Origin of the sequence: Desulfuromonas versatilis (assembly GCF_019704135.1) — a bacterium.
GTDB classification, from domain to species: domain Bacteria; phylum Desulfobacterota; class Desulfuromonadia; order Desulfuromonadales; family NIT-T3; genus Desulfuromonas_A; species Desulfuromonas_A versatilis.
Genome location: NZ_AP024355.1, coordinates 4028624 through 4055583 on the forward strand (window position 1 = coordinate 4028624; position 26960 = coordinate 4055583).

Annotated in this window: 17 protein-coding genes, 1 tRNA gene and 3 riboswitches; of the genes, 9 read left to right on the top strand and 9 right to left on the bottom strand. The window is 63.9% G+C overall.

Features of this window, described 5'->3' with window-relative positions; all coding sequences use genetic code 11:
• Positions 1-99 precede the first annotated feature (99 nt).
• Positions 100-1824 carry a hypothetical protein gene (locus DESUT3_RS18135; RefSeq protein ID WP_221249889.1) on the bottom strand — a complete coding sequence of 575 codons (1725 nt, stop codon included), beginning with the start codon at positions 1822-1824 and terminating at the stop codon, positions 100-102.
• Between the two features lie 363 nt (positions 1825-2187).
• Here DESUT3_RS18135 and DESUT3_RS18140 point away from each other — a divergent pair, with 363 nt between their 5' ends.
• The 7 genes from DESUT3_RS18140 (at position 2188) to metX (ending at position 12967) form a co-directional block, all read left to right on the top strand.
• Positions 2188-2619 carry an RrF2 family transcriptional regulator gene (locus DESUT3_RS18140; protein ID WP_221249890.1) on the top strand — a complete coding sequence of 144 codons (432 nt, stop codon included), beginning with the start codon at positions 2188-2190 and terminating at the stop codon, positions 2617-2619.
• A gap of 433 nt (positions 2620-3052) precedes the next feature.
• Positions 3053-4009: a cysteine synthase A gene (cysK, locus tag DESUT3_RS18145; RefSeq protein WP_221249891.1), complete on the top strand. Its 957-nt coding sequence runs from the start codon at positions 3053-3055 to the stop codon at positions 4007-4009.
• Between the two features lie 274 nt (positions 4010-4283).
• A complete protein-coding gene (locus DESUT3_RS18150; protein WP_221249892.1) occupies positions 4284-8348 on the top strand; it encodes a CheR family methyltransferase in 4065 nt (1354 codons plus the stop codon).
• A gap of 1 nt (position 8349) precedes the next feature.
• Positions 8350-8784, top strand: a complete 435-nt coding sequence (locus tag DESUT3_RS18155; RefSeq protein WP_221249893.1) for a response regulator — start codon at positions 8350-8352, stop codon at positions 8782-8784.
• Between the two features lie 121 nt (positions 8785-8905).
• A riboswitch (SAM riboswitch) is annotated at positions 8906-9026 on the top strand.
• 118 nt (positions 9027-9144) lie between these two features.
• The gene (locus DESUT3_RS18160; protein WP_221249894.1) at positions 9145-10299 is read left to right on the top strand and encodes a trans-sulfuration enzyme family protein; all 1155 of its coding nucleotides are present in this window, start codon (positions 9145-9147) and stop codon (positions 10297-10299) included.
• A 107-nt stretch (positions 10300-10406) separates the two neighbouring features.
• Positions 10407-11555, top strand: a complete 1149-nt coding sequence (locus DESUT3_RS18165; RefSeq protein WP_221249895.1) for a trans-sulfuration enzyme family protein — start codon at positions 10407-10409, stop codon at positions 11553-11555.
• Between the two features lie 67 nt (positions 11556-11622).
• A riboswitch (SAM riboswitch) is annotated at positions 11623-11733 on the top strand.
• Between the two features lie 121 nt (positions 11734-11854).
• Complete coding sequence (gene metX, locus DESUT3_RS18170; RefSeq protein ID WP_221249896.1) at positions 11855-12967, top strand: homoserine O-acetyltransferase MetX; 1113 nt, start codon at positions 11855-11857, stop codon at positions 12965-12967.
• Between the two features lie 146 nt (positions 12968-13113).
• On the opposite strand, the gene DESUT3_RS18175 is transcribed toward metX, so the two are convergent.
• From DESUT3_RS18175 to mnmH, 3 genes are all read right to left on the bottom strand, one after another.
• Positions 13114-13374, bottom strand: coding sequence for a hypothetical protein (locus DESUT3_RS18175; RefSeq protein WP_221249897.1), 261 nt, complete (start codon positions 13372-13374; stop codon positions 13114-13116).
• Positions 13375-13525: 151 nt separating this feature from the next.
• Entirely contained in the window at positions 13526-15604 is a 2079-nt protein-coding gene (locus tag DESUT3_RS18180) for a putative bifunctional diguanylate cyclase/phosphodiesterase (protein WP_221249898.1), read from the bottom strand.
• Positions 15605-15670: 66 nt separating this feature from the next.
• Positions 15671-16753, bottom strand: coding sequence for a tRNA 2-selenouridine(34) synthase MnmH (mnmH, locus tag DESUT3_RS18185; RefSeq protein WP_221249899.1), 1083 nt, complete (start codon positions 16751-16753; stop codon positions 15671-15673).
• 153 nt (positions 16754-16906) lie between these two features.
• Here mnmH and DESUT3_RS18190 point away from each other — a divergent pair.
• Together DESUT3_RS18190 and DESUT3_RS18195 are read left to right on the top strand one after the other, a co-directional pair.
• Positions 16907-16983: transfer RNA gene (locus tag DESUT3_RS18190), tRNA-Met, on the top strand.
• Positions 16984-17167: 184 nt separating this feature from the next.
• Positions 17168-17698, top strand: a complete 531-nt coding sequence (locus DESUT3_RS18195; RefSeq protein WP_221249900.1) for a hypothetical protein — start codon at positions 17168-17170, stop codon at positions 17696-17698.
• Positions 17699-17728: 30 nt separating this feature from the next.
• On the opposite strand, the gene DESUT3_RS18200 is transcribed toward DESUT3_RS18195, so the two are convergent.
• The 5 genes from DESUT3_RS18200 to DESUT3_RS18220 all read right to left on the bottom strand — a co-directional run bounded on the left by DESUT3_RS18200 (position 17729) and on the right by DESUT3_RS18220 (position 26789).
• Positions 17729-18706, bottom strand: a complete 978-nt coding sequence (locus tag DESUT3_RS18200) for a chemotaxis protein (RefSeq protein ID WP_221249901.1) — start codon at positions 18704-18706, stop codon at positions 17729-17731.
• A 142-nt stretch (positions 18707-18848) separates the two neighbouring features.
• Positions 18849-19664 carry a GNAT family N-acetyltransferase gene (locus DESUT3_RS18205; protein ID WP_221249902.1) on the bottom strand — a complete coding sequence of 272 codons (816 nt, stop codon included), beginning with the start codon at positions 19662-19664 and terminating at the stop codon, positions 18849-18851.
• A 13-nt stretch (positions 19665-19677) separates the two neighbouring features.
• Positions 19678-20817 carry a homocitrate synthase gene (gene nifV, locus DESUT3_RS18210; protein WP_221249903.1) on the bottom strand — a complete coding sequence of 380 codons (1140 nt, stop codon included), beginning with the start codon at positions 20815-20817 and terminating at the stop codon, positions 19678-19680.
• Positions 20818-21110: 293 nt separating this feature from the next.
• Entirely contained in the window at positions 21111-24068 is a 2958-nt protein-coding gene (locus DESUT3_RS18215) for an EAL domain-containing protein (RefSeq protein WP_221249905.1), read from the bottom strand.
• Positions 24069-24228: 160 nt separating this feature from the next.
• Positions 24229-24327, bottom strand: a riboswitch (cyclic di-GMP riboswitch).
• 260 nt (positions 24328-24587) lie between these two features.
• On the bottom strand, positions 24588-26789 hold the full coding sequence (locus DESUT3_RS18220; RefSeq protein WP_221249906.1) for a bacteriohemerythrin: 2202 nt from the start codon (positions 26787-26789) through the stop codon (positions 24588-24590).
• Positions 26790-26960: the final 171 nt, after the last annotated feature.

Genomic DNA, 26960 nt, shown 5'->3' on the forward strand with positions numbered 1-26960 from the left:
GGGCCGTCGCGACTGTCAAGAATTTCCGCGCGGGAAAAAGGCTGGGGCCCGCCAGGGGACCCCAGCCCTTTATGCTGGCCGATGGAGCCTTCGGACCGGCTACCTGGTCCGCCAGGGGCTCAGCCAGGAGGATCTGGGCTTGGCAAGGCGCAGCAGCTCCCAGCCCCCGTCCTCTTCGAGATTCATCGGGTTGGCCGTACCAAGCAGCAGGGCATCGGCATCCCGCTCGTCGGCAATCATGGTGCGAATCCCGTAGTTCAAGTGGTTCTTGATGCCATCGAAGCTCTCGCACACCGCCGGTTGATAGGAATTTTTGAACCGCCACAAGTCGGCGCCATAGCCCTGCCACAACTGGACTGGAAACAACTGGGTCAGATCATCCAGGACACCGAACAGCGGGGCCATCTGGCCACCCAGCAGATCGGCCACCATTTTGTCGAACAGGTAACGCCAATCCATGGTCCCGACGAACAATTGGCCGGCCGCCACCTGCATGGTCCAGGTGTAGTTGTTGAAGGGGTTGCCGAACCCCGAAGCGCCGTAACGCGGGGTCATCCCGGTGGGTGTGTCGACGAACCGCCCGCGGCTCGCATCGAAGGCGGGCAGCCGCTTTTCGCCGTAGAGCAGTTGGATCTCCGGACGAGCCGAGTCGAGGTAGCGCCCCCGGAAAAGGGCTATGGCCCGGTGGGTAGCGCGCACCGCATCGAGCGCCTGACGGGCGGACTCCGGGTTGCCGTAGACCTGGAAATGGGCCACGGCCGATAGCAGCGGCACGTTCATCGTCCCCCAGTAGAGCCAGCCGTCGAAGAAGGCCAGCGCGCCACCGCCATAGGTAGCCGCGGTGACCGGATCCGGCTCGTACCGATCGGCGCTCCAGACCTTTTTCCAGCCGCCTGCGTCGGCGGCCGTCAAGCCGCCGGCGGGAACCACCGGACTGATGAACACCCCGGCGCGGGCCGCCCCCGGCCAGGTGGAAACCGCGAGGCGCTCGCCCATGGAGGCGAGTTCGGCGCCGCTGCCGTCAAGATTGCCGACCACCTCGAAGGACCAGGGATCAGCCAGGCTGCCTGTCCATTTGAGGACATGGCCGCCGCCGCTGAGAAATTCGTTGCCGCCGAAGCCGACCGCGGTATAGAGCCGCCCGCCGTGGACCAGCCACTTGCGGATATTGTTGTATTGGGCGAAATTCTTCGAGCCCAGGTATTCGCCGCTGCGGGCGTTGAAGGCAAACAGGTTGATCCCGCCCACCAGCGCCGGCCCGCCGAGAAAAACCACATCCCCCAGCGCCCCCGCCGAGCGGATGCCGAGGGTTCCGGCCAGGCGCGGGTCGGGCGGCGTGCGCTTCACCAGGTTATGACCGGCCAGGTCGTAGGTGTAGATACTTGCCGGCCGCCAGTCGCCGATGCTGGAGGGGATGCCGAGGGTGCGCGACGGCCAGCCCTGGCCGAACTCGCAGGTCCAGGAGCTGTTTTCCATCGGCGAATCCATCCCCAGGTAACCGCCGAGCACCAGGCAGTGCACGTTGGGGGCCGTCCCCAGCCAGAGCATATTGCCCGCCTGGGCGAGGCCCCAGACATAGGCCTCGTTGGTTTTCGGCAACGCGTCCCCGGGGCAGCCCCCCGGAGGAATCCCCGGGCCATTCTGCCCGAGCCCGGTAAAACATTCATCGGGCTGGGCGCGGGCGAGCAGTTCGTGGTCCATGATGGAAATCGCGAAACCGCTACCCGTCACCCCGATCTCGAACCCTGCGGCCAATGCCGGCACCATGGATAACAGGGCCACCAGCAAAACAATGCATGAACCTCCCTTCGACCCTCGCTCCATCGCAGCAACCTCCTTTTCAGAAAACCTGCGGGGACCAGACTGCAGACAAAACTTCCGAGAAAATCCAATTAGGCAATTTTAACGCCAAAAGAAATTTCACCTGATTTCGGCGCGATAGGCCGCGCGAGGAGAGCCAACCTGTAAATTGGGCGGACAGGCGGGCTTTACACACTCAGCCCCGTTTTACACCGCGGCTGCCGGCGGACCCCGGCCCCCGATCCCGCAGGAGAAGGAGGGCCGGGGTCCGGAGGCCTTCCCCATCTCCCACCTGAGCGGGCACCGAGTCAAGCCGGCCTTTGCTGTTGACAAACCGCCGGGGGGAATGTATCTATAACCCGTTGAGTAAACAATAGGAGACCCAGCGTGATCATTACCCGCGCCACCGAATACGCCATCCGCGCCCTTTTCCACATGGCCAAGCAGCCCCGGGGCGAAGTCGTCCTGAAAAAGGACATCTGCCAAAGCCAGGAGATCACCCCGGCCTTTCTGACCAAGATCCTGCAGCCGCTGATCCGCAAGGGGATCGTCGGCTCGCAGCGCGGCGTCGGCGGCGGCTTCTACCTGCTCAAGGACCCGGCCGAGGTCACCCTGCTCGACGTCATCGAGGCCGAGGAGGGGCCGCTCTACCTCAACCAGTGCCTCGCCCCCGAGGGGTCCTGCAAGCGGGATGTCTTCTGCCCGATGCATGGCGCCTGGCGGGAAATCCGCGGGGAAATGATGGCGGTGATGGGGCGCTACAGCTTCGCCCGGCTGGTGCAGGACGAAAGCCTGCTGCCCCGGGCGAACAAACCCTGAACGAGTCTCGCCCCCCCCAGAAGAGCAAAAGGCCGCCGCTTCAGCAACGAAGCGGCGGCCTTTTTTTCTTTCGGCTCTGGACAAAAAACACCCTGGAGACCAGGAGGGTAAGTCATCCAGGGCGAATAGGGAAGCTGCGTCCAGCTCCCCGGAAACTCAAAGGTCTGCTGTTTTCTTTCTTCGCCTCCATTATACTCTTATCATCCGCATTCGCAAACCCGACAGCCGGGCCCGCCGGGTCGCCCTCAGGCAAAACGGACATTCTACAGCCACAGAGTATGGTTCATATTTTTTTTCCACAGCTGAGTATGCAGTTTTTTGATTTATTGCTTGACAGGCAATTGGATAAAGAATTATTTTCAGCATGACCGCCGGGCCAGCCCTGTCTATCCGGCGCCTTATCTGAATCACCCGTCATGGAAAGGAGTTCAGGATGAGCCGGATTTTCGAAGATAATTCCCTGTCGATCGGCCGCACCCCGCTGGTCAGACTGCACCGCCTCGCCCCCCAGGGGGGAGCGACCATCCTCGGCAAGATCGAGGGGCGCAACCCGGCCTATTCGGTCAAGTGCCGCATCGGCGCCTCAATGATCTGGGATGCCGAGAAAAAAGGGCTGCTCGGCCCGGGCAAGGAGATCGTCGAACCGACCAGCGGCAACACCGGCATCGCCCTGGCGTTTGTCGCCGCGGCCCGGGGAATCCCCATCACCCTGACCATGCCCGAGACCATGAGCATGGAGCGCCGCAAGGTGCTCAAGGCCTTCGGCGCCAACCTGGTGCTGACCCCCGGCGCCAAGGGGATGAGCGGCGCCATTGCCGCGGCCGAGGAGTTGGCCGGATCCGCCCCGGACAAATACGTCCTGCTCCACCAGTTCAAGAACCCGGCCAACCCGGCGATCCACGAACAGACCACCGGCCCGGAGATCTGGGAGGATACCTGCGGCGACGTCGACGTGCTGGTCTCCGGCGTCGGCACCGGCGGCACCATCACCGGCATCTCCCGCTACTTCAAAAAGACCCGCGGCAAGCAGATCCTCTCGGTGGCGGTGGAACCCGCCGACAGCCCGGTGATCACCCAGCGGCTCGCCGGCCAGGACCTGCAGCCGGGCCCCCACAAGATCCAGGGGATCGGCGCCGGCTTCATCCCCGACACCCTCGATTTGGCGATGGTCGACCAGGTCGAGCAGGTAAGCAACGACGAGGCCATCGACTTCGCGCGGCGCCTCGCCAAAGAGGAAGGGATTCTCGCCGGCATCTCCTGCGGCGCTGCGGTTGCGGTGGCTTCGAAGCTGGCGGCCAAGCCCGAATTCAAGGGAAAAAAAATCGTCGTCATTCTTCCCGACTCCGGTGAGCGCTACCTGAGCAGCGTCCTTTTCGAAGGGATCGTCTGACAGGGGGCGACACCCCCTGGTTCTTCAACTCGCCCAGGCCGCCGGATTTCCGGTTGACGGATTAGTCCCGGATGGGGGAGAATAAACCCTCATGTGAGTCACTCAATGGGGGCTGCCGATGGCATAGCGATGATCAGAGCCGTTTTTTCCGGTTTAGGAGAAAACGGCTTTTTTCATTCCGTATAGAGCGCCCCGCCCGCCCGGCTGGGGGAGGTTGCAGGCCCGGATGGGGATTGCACCACTCCCTTGAGGCAACGAAACGGAAAGGCGGCAGATGAGCCAGTACCAGGATTCGCCCATGGGCCCCGCCGTGGAGCCGGGCGCCGGGCATTCGCCGGCGGCGCCGCAGGAGGCTCCCCGAAAGCCCTGCCTGATCGTCGGGATCGCCGCCGCGGCAGGTGGGCTGGCAGCACTTGAGCAACTGTTCACGGCACTGCCCGCCGACTGCGGCCTGACCATCGTCCTCGCCGCCCTGCCCCCCTCTCCCACCCCCGTGCAACTCGTCGAACTGCTCGGCCGCTGCACCCCCATGCCGATCGTTCTGGCCGAGGAGGACATGCGCCTGCAGCCCGATCGCGTCCATGTTCTTGCCGCCGGCGACGGTCTGGTCGTGAACGAGGACGGGTTCAGGGTGGAGACAGGCGCACCGGGCGGTGCCGGCCCGCACCCCCTGGATCACTTTTTCCGCGCCCTCGCCCGGGAGGCCGGCGACCGCGCCCTGGCCGTGATCCTCTCCGGGATCGGCAACGACGGAGCCGAAGGGGTGAAGGCGGTCCGCGAAGCCGGCGGGACGGTCCTCGTCCAGGAGCCGGGCTCGGCCCTGAATCCGGCCCTGCCCAGAAGCGCCGCAGCCACCGGCGAGGCCAGCCTGATTCTGCCGCCGGAACAACTGGCCGGCAAGCTCGCCGAGCTGGCCCGCCAAGCCTGCCCCCTTCCCGCCAAGGCCTGCCGGAGAGCCCCCTTCGAAGAGGACCTGGCGGCGATTTTCGCCATCGTCAAGGCAAGAACCGGACACGACTTCAGCTCCTACAAACGCAGCACCGTCATCCGCCGCATCGAAAGGCGCATGGCGGTCAACGACGTGGCAGGGATAAAGAAGTACATCATCCTGCTCGAGACCAGCGCGCAGGAACCGCGGGCCCTTTGCCAGGAGATCCTCATCGGGGTCACCAGCTTCTTCCGCGATCCCGAAGCCTTCGAGGTGCTGCGCCGCGAAATCATCCCGCGGCTGTTCGCCAACCGGGACACCGAGGAGCCGGTGCGCATCTGGCATGCTTGCTGTGCCACCGGTGAAGAGGTCTATTCCACCGCGATTCTGATCTGCGAGTTCCTCAAGGAACAGCGCCTGGCGGCCCGCGTGCAGTTCTTCGCCACCGATATCGACGAGACCTCCATCGCTCAGGCCAGGGCCGGCCAGTATGCCGACGAGAGCGTCCAGAGCATCGGGGAAAACCGGCTCAGGGAGTTTTTCACCCGCGTCGACGGGCGCTGGCAGGTCGCCAAGCAGCTGCGGGAAATGATCGTCTTCGCCCACCACAGCCTGATCAAGGACCCGCCTTTCTCGCGCCTCGACCTGCTGGTCTGCCGCAATTTCCTCATTTACCTCAACCCGGAGATGCAAAAGCGCCTGACCACCCTGTTCCACCAGGTGCTCAAGCCCAAGGGGCTGCTGTTTCTGGGCGCCGCCGAAACCACCGGCCGCACCCCCCAGCTGTTCGCCCCCCTGGACAAGAAATGGAAGATCTTCGAACGCCTGGATGGCACCCGCAAGGAGGAGGTGGTTTTCCCCTTCGCCACGCCGGCCCGGCGCTTCAACCGCTCGGGACTGGCGCCGCGCGCGGCCCAGCCTGGCGAGCCCGATCCGGGGAGAATGGCCGAGAGGCTGCTGATCGAGCGCTATTCGCCGCCATGCGTGGTGGTGAACGAAAAATACGAACTGGTCCATGTCTCCAGCCGAGCCGGCCGCCTCCTCGAGGTCCCCGTGGGCGAGCCGACCCGGGACCTGCTGCAGATGGCCAGGGAGGAGCTGCGCCCGGCCCTGCGCGCGGCCATCTACAAGGCCTTCAGCGAAAAGCAGCAGGTGGCATTTCGCGGGGTAAAAATCCCCTTGGGCACAGAGCAGCAGGCGATCAACGTGCTGGTCGAGCCGCTGAAGACCACACCGCCCGCCGAGCCGCTGGTGGTGGTGGTCTTCGAGCCAGCGCCGCGTCCGGCGGAGCACAGCGAAGGCCCCGGTAGCGCGGCCCAGGGCACCGAGCGCGAGCACTCCAAGGACCTGCTGATCCGGCAGCTGGAAGAGCAGCTGCGCATCACCCACGAACAGCTGGTGGCCGTCACCGAACAGCTCGAGAGTTCCAACGAGGGGTTCATGTCGGCCAACGAAGAGCTGATGTCGATCAACGAGGAGTACCAGTCGGCCAACGAAGAGCTGCAGTCCACCAACGAGGAGCTTGAGACCTCCAAGGAGGAGCTGCAGGCCCTCAACGAGGAGATGGCCACGGTCAACGCCGAGCTGCAGGGCAAAGTTGAAGAGCTCGACCGGGTCAACAGCGACCTGGAAAACCTGCTCGCCAGCTCGGAAATCGCCACCATCTTTCTCGATCCCCAGCTCACCATCCGCCGGTTCTCTCCGGCGATGGCCCAACTCTTCAACCTGATCCCGGCCGATGTCGGCCGCCCGTTTCGCCACCTGGTCGGGGCCATCGACTGGGGCGCCCTGCCGCAGGACGTCGACTCGGTACTGGAGTCCCTGGAGCCGGTGGAGCGCGAGGTGGCGGCGCCGGGAGAGCGCCGCCACTACCTGATGCGGGTCCTCCCCTACCGCAACTCCCAGGGAGAGACCGAGGGGGTGGTGGTCACCCTGGTCGACATCAGCGAACACAAACGGGCCGAAGAACAGATCTACAGTACGGCCCTGTTCCCCGAGGAAAACCCCTATCCGATCCTGCGGGTGAGCAGGGACGGACTGCTGCGCTATGCCAATCGCGCCGCCGGCGAACTGCTCGGCCTCTGGGGGTGTTCGGTCGGGGGGCAGGTTCCGGAGCCGGTGCGGCGGGAACTGGCGGCCGCCCTGGAGAGCGGGACCAGCCGCGAGCTGGAAGTTCGCTGCAAAGAACGGGATCTCTCTTTCGTCCTGGTACCCATCGGCGCACGGGACTACGTCAACCTCTACGGGCGGGACTTCACCGAGCGCAACCGCGCCGAGGAAGCCCTGCGGGAGAGGGAGCAGCGCTACCGCAACCTCTTTCACCACAACCATGCGGTAATGCTGCTGATCGATCCGCAGGGCGGGGCGATCATCGATGCCAACCAGGCCGCCTGCAGCTATTACGGCTATACCCTGCAGCAGATCACGGCGCTGAAGATCACCGACATCAACACCCTGCCCCCGGAGCAGGTCCGCTCGCAGATGGAAAAGGCCGAGGCGAAACAGCGCCGGCATTTTTTCTTTCAGCACCGCCTGGCCGACGGGCGGATCCGCGACGTGGAGGTGTTCAGCGGGCCCATCGCCATCGATGGACGCGAACTGCTCTACTCCATCGTCCACGACATCACCGAACGCAAGCAGGCCGAAAGGGCGCTGCAGCAGGCCCATGCCGAGTTGGAGGACAAGGTATCCGAGCGCACCGCCGAGCTCCGGGAAAAGGACCAGCTCCTGCTGCAGCAGAGCCGCCAGGCGGCCATGGGCGAGATGATCAACAACATCGCCCACCAGTGGCGCCAGCCTCTGAACGCCCTGGGGCTGATCATCCAGTCGCTGCCCATGCTCAGTGAAGCGGGGCAGAACAGCCAGGACCATCTCGAGTCCACCACCGAAAAGGCCATGGGGATCATCCTGGACATGTCGCAGACCATCGACGATTTCAGGAACTACTTCAAACCCGAGCGGGAGAAGGTCGCCTTTCATCTCAGCGACCCGGTCTCCCGCACCGTGCACCTGGTCCTGGAGAGCTTCAAGGACCTCAAGATCGCCATCGAGGTCGAGACCGCCCAGGATCCGCTCGTCAACGGCTATCCCAATGAATTTGCCCAGGTGCTGCTCAACATCCTGATGAATGCCCGGGACGCGATTGTCGAGCGCCGGGTGGACGCAGCGAAAATCTCGATTAAAATAACATCGGAAAACGGCCGGGCCAGCATCAGGATCGCTGATAACGCCGGGGGGATTCCGGAGGACATCCTGGGCAAGATTTTCGACCCCTATTTCTCCACCAAAAGCCCCGACCATGGGAGCGGGATCGGGCTTTTCATGTCGAAAAACATCATCGAGAAGAACATGGGCGGACGCCTGCTGGCCCGCAACTCCGGCAGCGGTGCAGAATTCACCATAGAGGTCTGATATGCAGCCACCCCAGGGCGCCACCCCAAAGCCGGGCAAGGGGCCGTACATTTCCATCCTGTGCGTCGAAGACGAACCGACCACCAGGGAGTTTCTGAGCAAAATCATCGCCATCAAGTTCCCCGCCCAAACGATCCATACCGCGGAGAACGGCCAGGCGGGGCTGGAAATGTTCCGCAAGACCCGGGCGAAAATCGTCCTGACCGACATCAGCATGCCGATCATGGACGGGATCCAGATGGCCCGGGAAATCCGCCGGCTCGAGCCCGATGCCTACATCGTCGCCCTCTCGGCCCACAGCCGGGCGGAATATCCGGCCCAGGAGCTGGAAGCCCTGTTCGCCCGCTACATGCTCAAACCGGTGAAAACCAGGCAGCTCTGCGAGGCCATCGACGAAGGGATCGCCCGCAGCAGGGTGGAGCCGCCTCAGATGTGAGGACCGGGATCGGGGCCGTTCCGGCGCCGGGCCCCTATTCAGCGTTTTTTGGTTGACAAATTCCGTTTCATTTCTTATCGTTGCAGTCAACATTCGGCTCACCAAAGCCGACCAAGCATCGTCTTTATCGAGAGTGGTGGAGGGATAAGGCCCGACGAAGCCACAGCAACCGGTCCGCGACGCGGATGCCAGGTGCTAATTCCTTCCCGCCCAAGCCACAGCGCAGGCGGGAGAGATGGGGACGGAGCTTCGATGACCGGACGCCACTTGCGTGCCTACCGCCCTCGAAGCCCCTTCTCGTCTCCGCGAGAAGGGGCTTTTTCGTGCCCCGAAGACATTCCATTCCAAGGGGGATGACCGATGAATCAGAACAACCCGCAGCTCAGCCTGGAGAGCCGCATTGTACAGATCGGCGTGGGGCGCGACGAGCGCACCGGCGCCATCAGCTTTCCCATCTACCCGAGCGCCACCTACCGCCACCCGGCGGTGGGCGAGAGCACCGGCTTCGACTACACCCGCTCGGGCAACCCCACCCGGCAGGTCCTCGAGCAAGGGCTGGCGACCCTCGAGGGGGGCGAGCGGGCCCTGACCTTCGGCTCGGGGATGGCCGCGCTGACCACCCTGTTTCTGCACTTTGCCTCCGGCGACCACCTGGTGGTATCCGAAGACCTCTACGGCGGCACCTACCGGGTCCTCGACCAGATCTTCGCCAAGCTCGGCCTGAGCGCCAGCTACGTCGACACCAGCAACACCGAGGCCGTCGAGGCAGCCCTCACCCCCAATACCCGCGCGATCCTGGTGGAGACCCCGGGCAACCCGCTGCTCGGCGTCGCCGACCTGCGGGCGCTGGGCGAACTCTGCCGTCGCCGCGGACTGCTGTTCATCGTCGACAACACCTTTCTCACCCCGGTGCTGCAGCGCCCCCTGGAATTCGGCGCCGACGTGGTGATCCACTCGGCGACCAAGTACCTGGGCGGCCACAGCGACCTGTGCGCCGGGGTGCTGGTGGCCCGCGAGGCACAGCTGGGCGAGCGGCTCTACTTTCTGCAGAACTCCACCGGAGCGATTCTGCCGCCCCAGGACTGCTGGCTGCTGATCCGCAGCCTCAAGACCCTCTCGCTGCGCATGGAGCGCCACTGCGCCAACGCCCTGCAGGTGGCCCGCTGGCTGAAGACCCACCCGAAGGTCGGCGCGGTCTACTATCCCGGGCTGGAGGACCACCCCGGGCACCAGCTCTCCCGGCAGCAGGCCAAGGGTTTCGGCGGCATGCTCTCTTTCCGCGTCGATTCGCCGCAGACCGCCCGCCAGGTTCTGAAAAGCCTGCGGATGATCTCCTTTGCCGAGAGCCTCGGCGGGGTCGAATCGCTGATGACCCTGCCGGCGGTGCAGACCCACGGCGACATCCCCGAGGCCGAGCGCCTGCGGCTGGGGATCTGCGAGAGCCTGCTGCGGCTCTCGGTGGGGATCGAAAGCGCCGATGATATAATTGCCGATCTGGAACAGGCGTTGGCCTGACAAACCCTTGAACCACGAAGGACACGAAGACCACGAAGAAACCCAGAAAAGGGGGTTTCTCTTCGTGTCCTTCGTGCTCTTCGCGGTGAATTGAAAGAAGATTCGCCATGACCCAAAAAGCCTACCGCACCGCCACGCTGCTGGTTCACCAGGGCAAAGACCGCGACCCGGCCACCGGGGCCTCGGTGGTCCCCATCTACCCGGCCTCGACCTATCACCATCCCGGGGGCGTGCCCGGCGAGTTCGACTACTCGCGCAGCGGCAACCCCAGCCGCGAGCAGGTGGAGGAGGCCATCGCCCTGCTCGAGGGGGGCTGTCGGGGCTTCGCCTACGCCACCGGGATGGCGGCGGTGGGCAGCGCCCTGGCGCTGCTCAAGAGCGGCGACCACCTGATCGCCCCCGAGGACCTCTACGGCGGCTCCTGGCGCTACATCTCCACGGTGCTCCCTCAGCAGGGGATCAGCGTCAGCTCCGTCGACACCAGCGACCTGGCAGCCATCGAGGCGGCGATCCGTCCGGAAACCCGGGCGATTTTCCTGGAAACCCCCTCCAACCCGCTGTTCAAGATCACCGACCTGCGCGCCGTGGCCGAACTGGCCCGGGCCCGGGGGCTGCTGACCCTGCTCGACAACACCTTCATGACCCCGCTGCTGCAGCGCCCCCTGGAGCTGGGGATCGACGTGGTCATCCACAGCGCCACCAAGTTTCTCGGCGGCCACAGCGACCTGATGGCCGGGCTGGTCACCACCGCCGACCCGGAACTCGGCAAACGCCTGAAGTATTTCCAGAACGCCTTCGGCGCGGTGCTCTCCCCCTTCGACTGTTTTTTGCTCTCGCGGGGGATCAAGACTCTCAAGCTGCGCCTGGAAGCCGCCCAGGCCAGCGCCCAGGTGCTCGCCGAGCGCCTGCAGCAGCACCCGGCGGTGACCCGGGTCTACTTTCCCGGCCTGCCCGACTTCGCCGGCCGTGAGCGCCATTTCGCCCAGGCCGGCGGCGCCGGCGCGGTGCTCTCTTTCGAACTGAAGGAGAAGGCCCTGATCAAGCCGCTGCTCGAGCGCATCGCGCTGCCGATCATCGCCCCGAGCCTCGGCGGGGTGGAGACCATCCTCACCCACTGCTGGTCCATGTCCCACGCCGCGATCCCCGCGTCGACCAAGGAGAAACTCGGCATTCGCGAAACCCTGGTGCGCATCTCGGTGGGCATCGAGGACGTGGAGGATCTCTGGGAGGATCTGGCGGCGGGGCTGGCCGACTGACCGCAAGACCATTGACAACGCTGAGGGTTTCCAGTAGAGTTCATCCTCACAATCGCATAGCGCATCGTCTTTATCGAGAGTGGTGGAGGGAAAGGCCCTGTGAAACCACAGCAACCGACTCGCCGCCGGCGGGTGTCAGGTGCTAATTCCTACCCCCTGGGAGGGGGAGAGATGGGGACGGAGCCCGAAGATACCGCCCTTCGCGTATTCCCAAGGCCCCTTCCTGTCGTTCATGGAAGGGGCTTTTTCTATTTAATCGTGGGGTGAATCCGGTATTCGCCCCTGCGTGGGTGGGAAGGTTGACTGATTCCGTAGGCATCGTTAAAACCGAATACGCCGAGTTCGACATCGAGTTGCAGCTCGAAAGCGGCCGGTTGCTCGGGCCGATCACCCTGGCCTACGAGACCTACGGCCGGCTCGACCCCGCCAAGTCCAACGCGGTGCTGGTCTGCCACGCCTGGACCGGCGACGCCCACGCCGCCGGCCGGCACACCGCCGAGGACCGCAAGCCCGGCTGGTGGGACGACATGATCGGCCCCGGCAAGGTGCTCGACACCGAGCGCTATTTCGTCATCTGCTCCAACGTCATCGGCTCCTGCAAGGGCTCCACCGGCCCGACCAGCGTCAACCCCCGCACCGAAAAGCCTTACAACCTCAGTTTTCCGGTGATCATGGTCCGCGACATGGTGCGGGCCCAGAAGCTGCTCATCGATCACCTAGGGCTCGATTCGCTGCTGTGCGTCATCGGCGGCAGCATGGGGGCGATGCAGGCCCTGGAGTGGGGCATTCATTACCCGCAGATGGTGCGCTCGATCATCCCCATCGCCGGCACCGGGCGCACCTCGCCCATGGCCATCGCCCTGAACGCCCTGGCCCGCCAGGCGATCTTCAACGACCCCATGTGGAAGAAGGGGAACTACAAGACCGAGCATCCCCCCTCCGACGGACTCGCCCTGGCCCGGGCGGTGGGGCACATCTCGTTTCTCTCCGACGCCTCCATGCACCTGAAGTTCGGTAGGCGCTTCTCGGCCCGCGACGGCATGTTCGACTTCTTCGGCCAGTTCGAGGTGGAGCGCTATCTCGAATACAACGGCGGCAGCTTCGTCGAGCGCTTCGACACCAACTCCTTCCTCTACCTGGCCAAGGCCCTCGACCTCTATGACGTGGCCTGGAACTTCGACGGGTTGGAGGATGCCCTCTCGCACCTGCGGTGCCCCTCGCTGTGGTTCGCCTTCAGCTCCGACTGGCTCTACACCCCGGATCAGCCCGAGCAGATTGTAAAAACCCTGCAGGCCCTCGGCAAACCGGCCAGCTACCACCTGGTCCAGTCGGACTACGGCCACGACTCCTTCCTGGTCGAGCCGGAAAAGTTCACCCACCTGATCGTCGAATTCCTCGACCGCCTCCAGTGAAAAAGGCGGCCCCGTCGCGGGTGCCGCCTTTTTTGTGTCTGATGTCCCGTCCTGCTCCAAGCCAGAGGTCAAAACCTGAAGGCAATTGGACGCGGATCAAATCTGATCAAGTCTGATTAAAAACCTGATCAAGGCCTTTACTGGTCTTATCCGTCCTTATCCGTTCCTTCCGCCTTTTCCCCTACTATTGCCTTTGCGCCCTTGTTCGGCGCTTCGGGTTTATCCTTTGTGCGCTTTTTCCCCCCGCCGAACAGGTCGAGCTGGTCGAAGCGGTGCTCGGCGACCTTGAAGGGGCGCGGCTGGAAGCGCGGGCAGTCGAGCAGCAGGGCCTCGCCCGGCTGCTTGCAGCTGCGGATGCATTTGCGGCAGAGCGCATTGCAGGGTGGCTTTTTGTCGATCCTGGTCAAGCTCGAGTCCCTCGCGGTAAAAGTTAACAAAGCTGCGAGCTGCACGAAAAATACGAAGTCGCCGACAATCTTGCCTGGGTCCTCTTCGCGTGCTTCGCGGCTTCGCGTGAATAACCAATTTTGCAGTTGTTTCGCCCGCGGCAGCAGCAGGTCAAGCCAAATACTGCTCGACCTCCTGCACCGGCAGGGGCATGGCGGCCAGGTAGCCCTGCACCTCGTCACACCCCTGCTCGCGCAGGAAAACCCGCTGCGCTTCGGTCTCCACCCCCTCGGCCACCACCTTGAGCCGCAGGCTGTGAGCCATGGCGATGATGGCGCGGACGATGGCGGCGTCCTGGGGGTCGCTGAAGATCCCCTTGATGAAGGTATAGTCGATCTTCAGGCAGTCCACCGGCAGCCTTTTGAGGTAGCTCAGGGAGGAGTAGCCGGTACCGAAATCGTCGAGGGTGATGCGAATGCCCATGGCCCGCAGCTGCTCGAGGATGGCCACCGCCCGTTCGGTGTCCTGCATGATGACGGTTTCGGTGATCTCCAACTCCAGCCAGTTGGAGGCGAGGCCGGTCCTTTGCAGCACGCCGCGCACCGTGGCGACCAGGTCGCGGTCCCGGAACTGCTGGGCGGAGAGGTTGACCGCCACCCGGAACGGCGGAAAGCCCCTGGCCTGCCAGGCCCGGTTCTGGGCACAGGCGATCTCCAGCACGCTTTCGCCCAGCGGCACGATGAGCCCGGTCTCCTCGGCGAGCGGGATGAAGTGGCTCGGCCAGACCAGCCCCCGCCCGGGGTGCTGCCAGCGGGCCAACGCCTCCAGGCCGGTGAAGCGGCCGCTGCGGCTGTCGAACTTGGGCTGGTAATGCAGCAGGAATTCGTCCCGGCTCAACCCCTGGCGCAGGTTGTTCTTCAGCAGCAGCCGCTCGCGCACCTGATGGTTCATGCGCTCGGAGAAAAAGACGAAACGGTGCTTACCCGCCTGTTTGGCGTGGTGCATGGCGGTCTGGGCATTGCGGATCAGTTCCTCCCCGCTGAGCCCGTCGTGGGGGCTGAGTGCCACCCCGGCGCTGGCATTGAGAAACACCTCCCCGCCCAGGGTCGTGAAGGGCCGGGCAAAACACTCGAGCAGCCTTTCGGCCATCCCCGCGGCTTCTTCCGAGAGGGAGAAACTGCGCATCAGCACCGCGAACTCGTCACCGCCGACGCGGCCCACCGTGTCCCGCTCGCCGATGCACCCCTGCAGCCGGCGGGCGATCTCCCGCAGGACCTCATCGCCGGCCTGGTGGCCAAGGGTCTCGTTGATCTCCTTGAAATCGTCCAGGTCCAGGTAGAACACCGGAACGATGCCCGTCGGTATCCTCTCTGCAAGGCTCTGCTGGAGGCGCTCGCCGAAGCGCAGCCGGTTGGGCAGGTCGGTGAGCGGGTCGAAGTTGGCCAGGTAGTGCAGCCGCTGTTCCGTCTCCCGGAGCCGCGAAAGGTCAGCGGCGATGGCCACGAAGTGGCTCACGCCCCCTTCCTCGCCGTGAACCGCATTGATCGCCACCAGCGCGGGGAAGCTCCCGCCGTTTTTGCAGCGGATCCAGAACTCCCCCTTCCACTCGCCGCGGGTCACCAGGGAGGCCCGCAGCTTGCGGGCGAAGGCGGCATCATGGACATCGGCCATCAGCGCATCGAGCCCGAGCGCGGGCAGGGCCTCGGGCGGATAGCCGGTCAGCCGGCTGAAGGAGGCGTTGGCGTCGACGATGCGCCCTGCAGGGTCGGTCACCAGGATCATTTCGCCACTGCATTCGAAGACCTTGGCCGAAAGCCGCAGGCGGGCCTCGTTCTGGCGCAGGTCGGCAAAGAGCCGGCTGGAGCGCAGGATGTAGCGGATGTGGTGGTTGAGGTGCGTGGCGTTGATCGGTTTGCTGATGAAATCCGTGGCGCCGGCGCCATAGGCGAGGTTGATGGTGGCAGTGTCCTCGGCCGCGGTCACCATGAGGATGGGCAGGTGCTCCCCCTCGGGCCGGCGGCGCAGGCGGGCGCAGGTGGCGATGCCGTCGAGCTTCGGCATGACCACGTCGAGCAGGACCAGGTCCGGGCTGTGTTCCCTGGCCGCGGCCAGGGCCTCGAGACCGTCCCGGGCCTCGAGAACCGCATATCCCCCTTGCTCCAGTGCATCGCGAAGAACCTTTCTCATGAAAGCTTCGTCGTCCACCACGAGCACCAGGGGAGTCTCGCTTCGAGCGGCAGATTGGCTCATCTGGCTGCTCCTCGCTCCAGGGCCACCCGTCTAATCATCGGGCCAACCCGGAACACATCGGTTTTCTTAGCCGTCGGTCCCGGCCGATGCGGCGACAGTTTTCTTACCAGCCCGCAGGATGCTATCGATGGCGGCCTTGAGGCCGGCCAACCCCTCGTCCTCGGCTTCGATGTCGATCTCGATGCGCTGCTCGGGCCGGGTATAGCTGTAGAGGGGGTCGTAATAAAGCACCATCAGTTCGCGCACCAACAGGCGCCACTGCCCGACCTCCAGCAGGCCGAGCAGGCGTTCCACCGTCTCCCCCCCCAGGCGGCGCTTCAGGGCCTTGATCGGGCCGGTGAAGGCGGCTTTCAGCTCATCCCGGGCCGGGTACTCCTGAAGGATGATCTCCACCCGGTAATCGAGGGAGGCTTCGATCCAGAGGGAGGTTTCCACCTGCAGCGCCTCATAAAGCCGCGGTGGCAGGGCCACCCTGCCGATCAGCTTGCTTTCGCCTTCGGTCAGCGCAAAGCCGTCGACGGGGATCCGCCGCAGGGCATCCCACAGGCTGGCCTCGAAGGCCTTCTGGCTCGGTTGGGCCGAGAGCCCCAGGGCCCCGAAGGCGCTGCCCCGGTGGTTGGCCAGCGCCTCGAGGTCAAGCACCGGATACCCCTGCGCCTCCAGCCGTTTGAGCAGCCTGGTTTTGCCCACCCCGGTCAGCCCGCGCAGCACCAGCAGCCGGCCCCACTCGCCACATTCGAAAAAATCGCGGACCAGCGCCCGAAACTTCTTGTGCCCCCCCACCAATTGCAGCGCCGGGATGCCGGCCAATTCCAGAAAAGCAGTCAGGGCCCTGCTGCGCATCCCGCCTCGCCAGCAGAATACCACAACCGGGCGATTGGAATCACCCCGGGCGGCCAGGGCCTGGTCGACCATGGCCGGGATCTTGGGCGAGACCAGCTCCACCGCCAGGCGGTAGGCTTCGACCCGGCCCTGCTGCTTGTAGACCGTGCCGACCCGGCTGCGCTCGAGGTCGTCGAAAACCGGGATGTTGATGGCGCCGGGGATGGTGGCTTCGGCAAATTCGCCGGGAGAGCGCGCATCCACCAGCAGGGCGCCCTGGTCGCGCAGCGCCAGGGCCAGGGTCAGTTCAATCGTCGGGCCAGACATTTGATTCTCAGGAAAGGTTCGGAAAAACAAGTGATTAAGTCTGTCAGAGTTCTACCAGAAATCCGCCCCCGGCACAAGACGAAACCCACCTGCCGTCGCTGAAGGAAAAAGGTTGACTTGTCTTTTTAAATTATGTATTGTTTGCAACCTCGACGCGGGGTGGAGCAGTCTGGTAGCTCGTCGGGCTCATAACCCGAAGGTCGGAGGTTCAAATCCTTCCCCCGCAACCAAAACCCATCAAGGCCTGCCTTCCCGGCAGGCCTTTTTTGTATCCGCCCGCCCATCACGTCCCTGCCCGGAATCGTCGCCTGAACTGCGGTTGTTATTGGCCAGCGTGCAGATTATAATGGCCTTATGGAATCTCGAGGAATTTTCTCAAGGAAGGAGTGGCTGATCTCTGGTCGGGTACTGGCAATGGTCCTGGTGTTGGCATGGTGCGGCAGCGGCCTGGCCCTGGAGCCGGCCAGCGGCTCCAAGGCCACCAACCTGCCGGAACTCAAGCGCCTGCATCTGGACAAAGAGGTAGCCTTGAAGCGGTTTGCCAAGCCCCGCTTCAGCCTGATGCAGCCGGCCCCCAAAGCGCCGGAGCGCAATTTGCTGGATCCTGATGGGGCGCTGCTACTCGGCTCGATGGGAGGGATCACCGGTTTCTGCCTGCGCAGCGAGACCCCCACCGGCCCCTACCTGGCGGCAGGGATCGCCGATTCGGCCAGCCCCGAAATCGTAGCGGGCCCGGGGACGGCACAACCGGAAACGGCCGGAATGGATCTCGCCTACCAGGTGGGGATGGGCCTGGCCTGCAACCTGGGGGACGGGACCCGCCTCGATTTCGGCTACCGTTTTCTTCCCGAGGCGCTGTTAGAGCGAGGAATTTTTCTCGAGGAAAGTCCCGGCAACGCCCGCGACGACCACAGCATTTCCATCGACCTGAAGGTCCCCTTCTGACCCCAGGTCGCCTTCCCCCGCCGAGACGAATCAGTCCTGCAGGCAGTAGCGATCGAGCAACTCGACCAGTTCGGGGATCTGCGGCTTGCTGACATAGCCGTCAGCCCCGACCTCCTCGCAGCGCACGATCATCTGGTCGGTAATCAGCGAGGAGAACATCAGCACCGGCACCTGCTCGAGCCCCAGATCCTGCTTGATCTTGCGGCAAAGGGTCAAGCCGTCCATTTCCGGCATTTCGATATCCGAGATCACCAGCTTGAGGCTGCGGGAAAAATCCTCCCCGGCCTGCTGCGCCCGCTGCTGCAGGCCGCGGATGGCCCGGTAACATTCCTCGCCGTCGACGAAGGTCTTCAGGTTGGTGTAACCCGCCGCGCCGAGCACCCTGACAATCCCCTCGCGGATAATGGCCGAATCCTCGGCCAGCATCAGCGGCACCTGGCGGCGGCGCTCGGCCAGTTCGGCCACCGGGTTGGCCGGGGAGCCGGCCGCGGGTTCGCTGACGTCATAGGGTTTGACCATCTCCGGGTCGATCTCGGCGACGATATGTTCGAAGTCGACGATCAGGATCTCCTTGCCGTCGATGCTGATGCTCCCGGTAAAGCGCGGATGCTGGCGACCGAGAAAGTCGGAGATGTGATTGACATCCTTCCAGGAAACCCGGTGGATCTGGTTTACCCCGTCGACCAGGAAGCCGTTGACGGTGCGGTTGAACTCGCAGATCAGCACAATGCGCCGCTGCGGTTCGGCGGCGGCGGGTTCGGCCTTCCGGCGCAGATGCTTGCCCAGATCGATCAGGGTCAGGGAGCGGCCGCGGACCAGGATGGTGCCGATCATCGAATCCCCCCCGCCGGGGAGCCTGGTGACGTTGGTCCCGTCGTAGGGAATGATCTCGCGCAACTTGTGGACATTGATCCCGAAGGCCTGGCTGCCGAGATAGAACTCCATGATCTCCATCTCGTTGGTGCCGCTCTCGAGGAGGATCTCCTGCTTCTGGGTCGCCATGGTCATGTCGCACGTCTCCACTTCTCTGTGTTGAATACTCTTTCGGGCCGGGCCGGAGTTCGGCTACGGTTGGCAGTCCGCGAGAATGCAATATCCGTGCTAAATTTTCATGCGGGAATTTTGACAGGGAGGGAGCGCGCGGGGCTGTTCAGCCCATGCTGCCGAGGCTGGCCAGGGCCACCAGCGGGGCCAGCTCCACCCCTTCGCGCGGGCCGCGCGCCATCAGATCGCAGCGCCCCTTGGGGGTGAAGCCGGCGGCGCTTAGCAACATGCGGACCGGGGAGGTTTCCAGAAGATCGACGACCAGTTCGACGCCGGCGCCAGCGGCCGCCAGCACCGCCATGAGCAGCTGGCGATTTTCCCGGGGGCAGAGTTCGGGACTGATCCAGGGGCCCAGCACCTGGAGGGGCCCGGCCTGCTGCAGCAGGGCCACGCTGTTGCCGACCGCGAGCACCTGGCCGCCTCCGGCAAGGGGGGAGAGCAGCCGCTGGCGCGACTCCCCCCACACCAGGGCGTCGCCGGCGAGCAGCAGGGATGCGTCTCCCGGCGGGGCACAGGGGGGCAGTTCGGAGCCGACCACGGCGAGGGACCAGCGCTCGATGCCGCCGATCACCTGGAAACCGTGCTGTTCGTAGAGCGGCCGCCCCATGGGCGAGGCGGTCAGCCAGACGGACTCTACCCCGCGCGCCTCGAGCACCTCCAGGCCGTGCCGGAACAGCAGCCGCCCGTAGCCCCGCCCCCGGAACTCGGCGGGGACGATCAGGTTGCCGATCCAGCCGCTGCGCTGGTGGACCAACGCGGTGACAAAACCCCGCGGTTCGGCTTCGCAGCTCAGGCAAAAGGCGCAATCGGCAAGCTCCCCCTTAAACAGGGCGAGCTCCTGGGGCGGTACCCGCCAGCCTTCCAGGGAGGCCAGTTCGACGAATGCCGGCCAGTGCTCCGGCTTGATCGAGCGTATTTCCACGGCCGTGCTCCCCTCAGGCCACGTGATGGAAGGACCGGCAGAGGGTCAGCAACTCGGGATCGGTCAGCGGCCGCTTGTTGCGCTGGGAGATGCTGCGCACCCGGTCGAGCAGGTCGTTGGCCTCCAGGCGGTTCAGCTCGATGCCGAGTTGGGAAAGGCGGTGGATGAGGCCATGGCTCCCCGAATGCTTGCCCAGCACCAGGTGACGCGCAAGACCCACTTCCTTCGGATCGAAGCTTTCGTAATTGCTTGGATTTTTAATCACGCCGTCGGCATGCAGGCCCGACTCGTGGGAAAAGACCTTTTCGCCGACCACCGCCTTCCACTCGGGCACCGGCCGGCAGCTCGCCTGGCCGACAAAGCGCGAGATTTCCACGAAGCGCCGGGTGTCGATTCCCGGGTCGATGCCGCAGGCGTACTTGAGGGCCATCACCACCTCCTCGAGGGCCGCATTGCCCGCCCTCTCCCCCAGGCCGTTGACCGTGGTGTTGACGAAGGTGGCGCCGGCCTTGATGCCGGCGACCGCGTTGGCCGTCGCCATGCCGAGATCGTTGTGGGTGTGCACCTCCAGGGGCAGATCAACCCGCTCACGCAGGTATTTGACATTTTCGTAGGTGGTAAACGGATCGAGAATCCCCAGCGTGTCGCAGTAGCGGAAGCGGTCCGCCCCCAGGGCGCGGGCGACATCCATCAACTCCACCAGAAAATCGCGATCGGCGCGGCTGGAATCCTCCCCCCCTACCGACACATAGAGGCCACGCTGCTTGGCGAAACCCAGGGCCACTTTGAGCTGCTCCTTGACCCACTCGCGGCTCTTGCGCAGCTTGTTGCGGATGTGGATGTCCGAGACCGACAGGGAAATGTCCACCGCCCCCACCCCGGCATCGATGGAGGCCTGGATGTCGGAAACCACCGCGCGGTTCCAGGTGATCAGGCGCGCCTTCAAGCCCAGATCGACCAGGGCCTTGACGGTGGCCTTCTCCTCTGCCCCCATGGCCGGGATGCCGCACTCCAACTCACCCACCCCCATCTCGTCGAGGGTGCGGGCGATATGTTTTTTCTCCTCGAGGGAAAATACCACCCCCGCGGTCTGTTCCCCGTCACGCAAGGTGGTGTCGTCGATGATGACCTGACTGGCTTTCAGCTCGTTCATGGCTGGCCTCCGGGAGAAAAAAATAAAGCCCCGGGGTCGAATCGACCCTGGGGCTTCATTGCCTGGGAACCGGCGACGGCGCCGGCTTTTTGATCAGTTTTCACTTATCTTGATAGCAGGCTCCGTGCCAAAGCAGGTTTTACAGTAATACCAGCAACTTAAAAAGACCCTCCAAGGCCAGCTGATGCATTTTCAGGCAGCAGGGCCATGACGATGCCCGTTAAAATCGCACGGACGGAGGTTGTTTCGCCGGCAATTGGGGCAATTGCTGTTACCGCGGCCCCTGGTTTCCGTCAAGCGCCTGCCATTTCAAACATTTCGGACAACGCCTCGGCCGGCAGCGGCTTGCCGAAGAAATACCCCTGCAGTTTCTGGCAGCCCCAGGAGGTCAGGAGCCGGACCTGCTCGTCGGTCTCGACACCCTCCGCGATAACCTCCAGGTGCAGGGTTGCCGCCAGGCCGATGATGGCATTGACTATCGCCTCATCGTCCTCGCTGCCAGGCAGGTGCGACACAAAGGACCGATCAATTTTCAGCCGGTCGATGGGGAACTGGCGAAGGTAGCTCAGGCTCGAATATCCGGTGCCGAAATCGTCGATGGACAGCCGGATGCCGCGGGCCTTCAGGTTGTTCAGGGTCTGGATGGTTTCCTGAACATCCTCCATGATGACGCTCTCGGTCACCTCCAACTCAAGGCAGCCGGGGTCAAAGCCCGTCTCTGCCAATACCCGGTCCACCGTGGCCACGAAATCCTGCTGACGAAACTGCTTGCCGGATACGTTGACCGCCATGCGCAATGGAGGCAGTCCCGCATCCCGCCACAGCTTGGCTTGGGTGCAGGCGGTAAACAACACCCACTCGCCCAGACGGATGATCTGCCCGGTCTCCTCGGCAACGGGGATGAACTGCGCGGGGGACACCATCCCCAGGCGGGGATGGTGCCAGCGCAGCAAGGCTTCCACCCCCACCACTTTCCGGGTCGCCGCTTCTACCTGGGGCTGATAATGCAATTGCATCTCCCCCCGGTCCAGGGCGTGGCGCAAATCGTTCTCCAGATGCAACCGCTCCTGGGCTTTTGCCGTCATGGCGGCCTGAAAAAACTGGTAGTTGTTCCGTCCCTGGCCCTTGGCGTGATACATCGCCGCGTCGGCGTTCTGGATCAGGGTGTCGACATCCATGGAGTCGGCTGGATAAAGGCTGATGCCGATGCTGCAGGAGATATAGACCTCGCGGTCGCCAAGCTTAATGGGATGGCCCAGACTGCCCAGAATCCGCTCCGCCACCCGAGCCGCATGATCGGGATCATCCAGATTTTGCAGCAATAGAATGAACTCATCCCCGCCGGGACGACTGAGCGTATCCGAGTCGCGCAACAAAGACTGCAGCCGTTCGGCCACCCGCTGCAATAACTGGTCGCCGGCCTGGTGCCCCAGCGAGTCGTTGATGGTCTTGAAGCGGTCAACATCCAGGAAACACAGGGCGCCGCACTCCCCATGCCTTCGCGAATGAGCGAGGGCCCGCTCCAGGCGGTCGCTGAGCAAGGTCCGATTGGCCAGGCCGGTCAGCGGGTCGTGGAAGGCGAGATACTGGACCCGTTCCTCGGCCCGCAAACGGTCGGTCACATCGAAAACCAGGGAGTAGAGCAGGGACCGTCCCTCAAGTTCCACCGGGCCGGAGAAAACTTCCACATCGCGGGTCTCGCCGCTGGCCAGGCGGTGACGGAACCTGAAGTGACGCCGTTGTTCCGCTTTGGCTGCGGCCATTTCCCGCAGCGCCTCATCTCTGGACAGGGTATTAATGTCACTGATCTGCAATGCGGTCAGCTCCTGCCGGGAATAACCGTAAAATCTGCAGGCAGCCGGATTGGCATCGACTACCGCCCCGGAGGCATGGTCGATCACCAGCATCACCGAGGTATTGTGTTCAAACAGGCTGGCATAACGCGCCTCGCTCTGTTTCAGGCGCTGTTCGGCCGTCCGACGCTCGGTCTGGTCCCGAGTCACTTCGACCAAAGCCAGAATCTGGCCAAGCTCCCCCTTCACGGGCGCGACCGTGGTCTCCAGATGACACTCGGCCCCCTCGCGGAATTGTAGGATCTTTTCCTGCCGATGCACCTGGCCGTCCGCCAGAGCGGCCGTGAGGGCGCAGGAATCGCAATCCGGCCCCAGGTACCGACGGGCCTGGAAACAGTACTGGCCAACCTGGTCACCAAGCAGGGCCCGCTGACTTGAGTTTTGATAGATGATCCGCTTTTCTGGATCGAGAATGGTCACGCCATCGCCAATGGCCGCAAGAATGGCGTCGGTCTTGGCCTTGGCCTCGCGCTCCTGGCCGATGGCGGTCTCAAGGCGTGCCACCAGGTGATTAAGCCTGGCATTGGTCCGGGCCAGGGGTTCACGAATCAACCCCGTGGCAGCAAAGGAAAAATCGCCCTTGGAAAGGTGATCGAAGGCAGTGAGAATCTCATGCTGCAAATTGTCGGCGAAGGCATCCATAACCTTCGCCAAACGACCGATCTCGTCGTTCTGGTAAAGGTTGAGTCGATGATCAAGTTCGCCCCGCTCCAGGGCTTCGATCATCTGCACCGCTTTGCCCATCGGCGCGGCGATGCTTCGGGTTACCTGGACGATCAGCATTATCGCCCCGCCGAGCACCAGCAGGACAATGATCCCCGAGGAGGCGACCACCCGGGCCAGCATCCGGTCGATATCGTCCAGATAGTAGCCGGCACCGATAACCCAGTGCCATTCGGGAAACAGCATGACATAGGAGGTCTTGTCAACCGGCGCCGTCCCCCCGGGTTGCGGCCAGCGGTAGGAAACAAATCCCCCCCCCTCGCTCAGCGCCAGACGGTTCATTTCCAGAAACAGCTGCCGGCCGTCTGCATCGCGGACCCTGTCCAGCGCCGCCCCCTCCAGCAACGATTGCTCTGGGTGCATGAGCATTCGGGGCGCGGTATCGCTGACCCAGTAATAGTTCCCGTTGTCAAATCTTTGACTGCGAAGTATGTGCAGGGCTCGGGACTGCGCCTCTTCGACGGTAAGAGGCCCGTCCGTGACCAGGCGAGCCTGGCTCTCCAGCAGTTGCCAGCCTGCTTCCACCAGGGTCCTGACTTCCTGCTTACGGGCCTCGATCAGACTGCTGCGATACTGAAGCAACAACCAGCCGCCCAGCAACAGGAAGGCGAGCCCCACCGTTGCACTCAGGCGATAGATGCGTTGAGCCAGACTCAAATTTTTCAAGGCCTGCATCAGCCACTCCGTTTACCACACCGGCAACCCAGGGCATCTGCCGTCTGAGAGGCCATTTGCATATTCTACTGCCCGGCACTGCTATTGCGGCGTTACCCCATAAAAAAAACGCACGTTCCGGTTGCCGAAACGAGCGTTTAGAGAGGCAATGCCCCCTTTCTTCGGCAACCCGGCTATCCCAGCTGGCATATCGTAAGACAATCCAGCAGGACCCGTGGCTTTGCGTCACCGGATTACTCCGGTTTTGCTCTTATCGGAAGATGATAACACTGAGCGAAAAGCAATTATCATTCCCATATTTGCAACAACCAACCATAAATCCTTAAATCAGATTCCGCAATTAGCAGACCCCCCATTTACACAGGGCAATCACCATCCCCCCACCCGAAAACACCGGATTCGCCGATTGCCCCCCCGGCCCGACAACCTGCCGCGGATCCCTGGCAAGAAAAAACCCCGGAGCCTGGCGACTCCGGGGCTGGTGATGAAAAATTTTCTAGCGTGGGAAAAGTCAGGGGGCTAACGCACCCCGCGTTCGTTGAAATAACCGCTGTAGGCCTGATCCTCTTCCTTGATATGGTGCAGCAGCCAGGACTTGAGGAAGTTGAACAGGTCGCTGGAAACCACCGCCGCGCCGGATTTCACCTTGGCCTGGAATTCGCCGACCCGGGCCACCAGGCGCTCGTGGGAGGCCTTGTGCTCCTCGTAGTCGGGGTACTCGTGGGCCTGCATCATCCGCTCCTCCTCGGCGAAATGCATTTGGGTGTAATCGACCAGTTTGTCCAGCACCGAGCGCATCACCTCGTTCCCCTTGCCCTGGCGCAGGGCACTGTACAGTTCATTGACCATGTCGACCAGCTTGCGGTGCTGGCGATCAATCAGGCCGATATTGACGCTCAGGGAAGGGTCCCAGCGGATCACCTCTTCGCTGCCGGAGGCGGGCCAGGCCGGCGGCAGGCTGGCCTGGGCCTTTCTCGGCCGGGGTTTTGCCGCGGGGGCCGCGGGGGCGTAGACATGGGAGGCGCTCGAGGTGCCGCGCAGCTGGAATTTGCCCACCAGCTGCCGCAGCTGCTCGGCCTGGGAGGCGAACTCCTGGGCTGCCGCTGCGCTCTGTTCGGCGTTGGCGGTATTGCGCTGGGTCACCTGGTCGATCTCCAGCAAGCCCTGGTTCACCTGGGTTATCCCCGCGGCCTGCTCGTTGGAAGCGGTGGCGATGGCCGCCACCAGCTCCGAGACCTGGGTGATCTGGGTGACGATGCCGCTGAGGGCCTCCGAACTGGCGTTGGCGATGCGCGCCCCATCTTCCACCTTCTTGACCGACCCTTCGATCAGTTCGGCGGTCTCCTTGGCGGCCCTGGCGCTGCGCGCGGCGAGGTTGCGCACCTCTTCGGCGACCACGGCGAAGCCTTTGCCGTGCTGGCCGGCCCGGGCTGCCTCCACGGCGGCGTTGAGGGCCAGCAGGTTGGTCTGGAAGGCGATCTCGTCGATGGTCTTGATGATCCGCGAGATGTCGTGGCTGGACTCGTTGATTTCGGTCATGGCGGTGACCATCTGCTGCATCTGGACATTGCCCTGCTCGGCGGAGGCCCGCGCCTGGCTCGAGAGCTGGTTGGCCTGGGCGGCGCTCTCGGCGTTGCTCTGCGTCTGGGCGTTCATCTGGTTCATCGAGGCCGAGATCTGCTGCAGCGAACTGGCCTGCTCGGTGGCCCCCTGGGAGAGGTACTGGCTGGTGTCGGATACCTGCACCGCGCCAGAGGCGATCTGCTCGCAGGCGCTGCGAATCTGCTGCAGGGTGCCGTCCAGATCGATGCCCAGGGACTGCAGGGCACCGCGGACCACGTCCCTGTCGCTGCGCGGGGAGACGGAAAAGGTCAGATCCCCTTCGGCGAGCCGCTGCAGGCTGGAGACCACCTCGGTCTGCAGGCTTTCGGCGAAATCATCCAGCGATTTGGCCATCTGTCCGATTTCGTCCCGCTGGGTCAGCCCCAGCGGCGGCACCTGGTGGCCGCTGGCCATTTCCTCCACCATCAGGCCCACCTTCTCGAGGGGCCTGCGCACCGCCCGGCCCAGCAGCAGGTAAACCGCCAGGATGGCGCCGAACAGCCCGCCCAGGCCGGTGAGGACCCCGGTCCAGATCGAGGAGGCTTCGGCCGCGGCCATCTCCCCGGACAGCGATTCCCGGGCCACCGCCAAATCCTTCATGCTGTAGCGGACGTAGAGCACGCCGGCCAGGTCGCCGACCTGGGCACTGTCATGACAGTCGAGGCAGGCCTGGTCCAGGCGGTGGGCCCGGGCCAGGGTGACCGCCTCCAGGTCGCCGGACTGGTAGGCCTCGGAGCCGGCGCTCTGCGAACCGTTGAAGACCTCGGGGGCCAGGGGCTGCTTGAGCATGCCTTTCTGGCTGGAGAATACGATCTGGCCCGTCGGGTTGGTCAGGCCGACCTCCATCACCCCGGGGATATTCCCCAGCTCGCCCAGCATCTCCTCGAAGATCTCCATTTCACCCCGCTCCACCGATCCCCCGGCGGCGGTTTCGAGGCTGAGGAACACGTTTCGCGCCCTCTCCTCCCCGGCCTTTTCCAGGGCGGCCAGGGCCCGTTCACCGGAATCGCCGAGCCGGGCCAGGGTCTGCCAGGTGGAGATGCATACACTGACGCCGAAGGCCAGGGCGAGCACTACAAAGAGGGCTCCGCTGACTTTTGCCTGCAATCCGAAACGCATAAGAGCTCCTTATCTTGTAAAATTTCCAAGTCGGCAATGCCTATGGTACCGGTACATTGCCCCCAATAATTTCTTGACACCCCGGCTTGGATTCAAGTCCCGTACCAATTCGCACCAAAAAATTTCGACGGCACGGTCTCGAGGCGGGGCAGCACAAAGGGCCGCCGTATC

Bases quoted from the DNA above. Each gene is read 5' to 3' on its own strand.
- nifV (WP_221249903.1), bottom strand. From the start codon at position 20,817: ATGAACGAGCTGAAAGCCAGTCAGGTCATCATCGACGACACCACCTTG.
- DESUT3_RS18180 (WP_221249898.1), bottom strand. From the start codon at position 15,604: ATGAGCCAATCTGCCGCTCGAAGCGAGACTCCCCTGGTGCTCGTGGTG.
- cysK (WP_221249891.1), top strand. From the start codon at position 3,053: ATGAGCCGGATTTTCGAAGATAATTCCCTGTCGATCGGCCGCACCCCG.
- DESUT3_RS18200 (WP_221249901.1), bottom strand. From the start codon at position 18,706: ATGACCATGGCGACCCAGAAGCAGGAGATCCTCCTCGAGAGCGGCACC.
- DESUT3_RS18195 (WP_221249900.1), top strand. From the start codon at position 17,168: ATGGTCCTGGTGTTGGCATGGTGCGGCAGCGGCCTGGCCCTGGAGCCG.
- DESUT3_RS18135 (WP_221249889.1), bottom strand. From the start codon at position 1,824: ATGGAGCGAGGGTCGAAGGGAGGTTCATGCATTGTTTTGCTGGTGGCC.
- DESUT3_RS18155 (WP_221249893.1), top strand. From the start codon at position 8,350: ATGCAGCCACCCCAGGGCGCCACCCCAAAGCCGGGCAAGGGGCCGTAC.
- DESUT3_RS18165 (WP_221249895.1), top strand. From the start codon at position 10,407: ATGACCCAAAAAGCCTACCGCACCGCCACGCTGCTGGTTCACCAGGGC.
- DESUT3_RS18220 (WP_221249906.1), bottom strand. From the start codon at position 26,789: ATGCGTTTCGGATTGCAGGCAAAAGTCAGCGGAGCCCTCTTTGTAGTG.
- DESUT3_RS18160 (WP_221249894.1), top strand. From the start codon at position 9,145: ATGAATCAGAACAACCCGCAGCTCAGCCTGGAGAGCCGCATTGTACAG.
- DESUT3_RS18215 (WP_221249905.1), bottom strand. From the start codon at position 24,068: ATGCAGGCCTTGAAAAATTTGAGTCTGGCTCAACGCATCTATCGCCTG.
- mnmH (WP_221249899.1), bottom strand. From the start codon at position 16,753: ATGTCTGGCCCGACGATTGAACTGACCCTGGCCCTGGCGCTGCGCGAC.
- DESUT3_RS18150 (WP_221249892.1), top strand. From the start codon at position 4,284: ATGAGCCAGTACCAGGATTCGCCCATGGGCCCCGCCGTGGAGCCGGGC.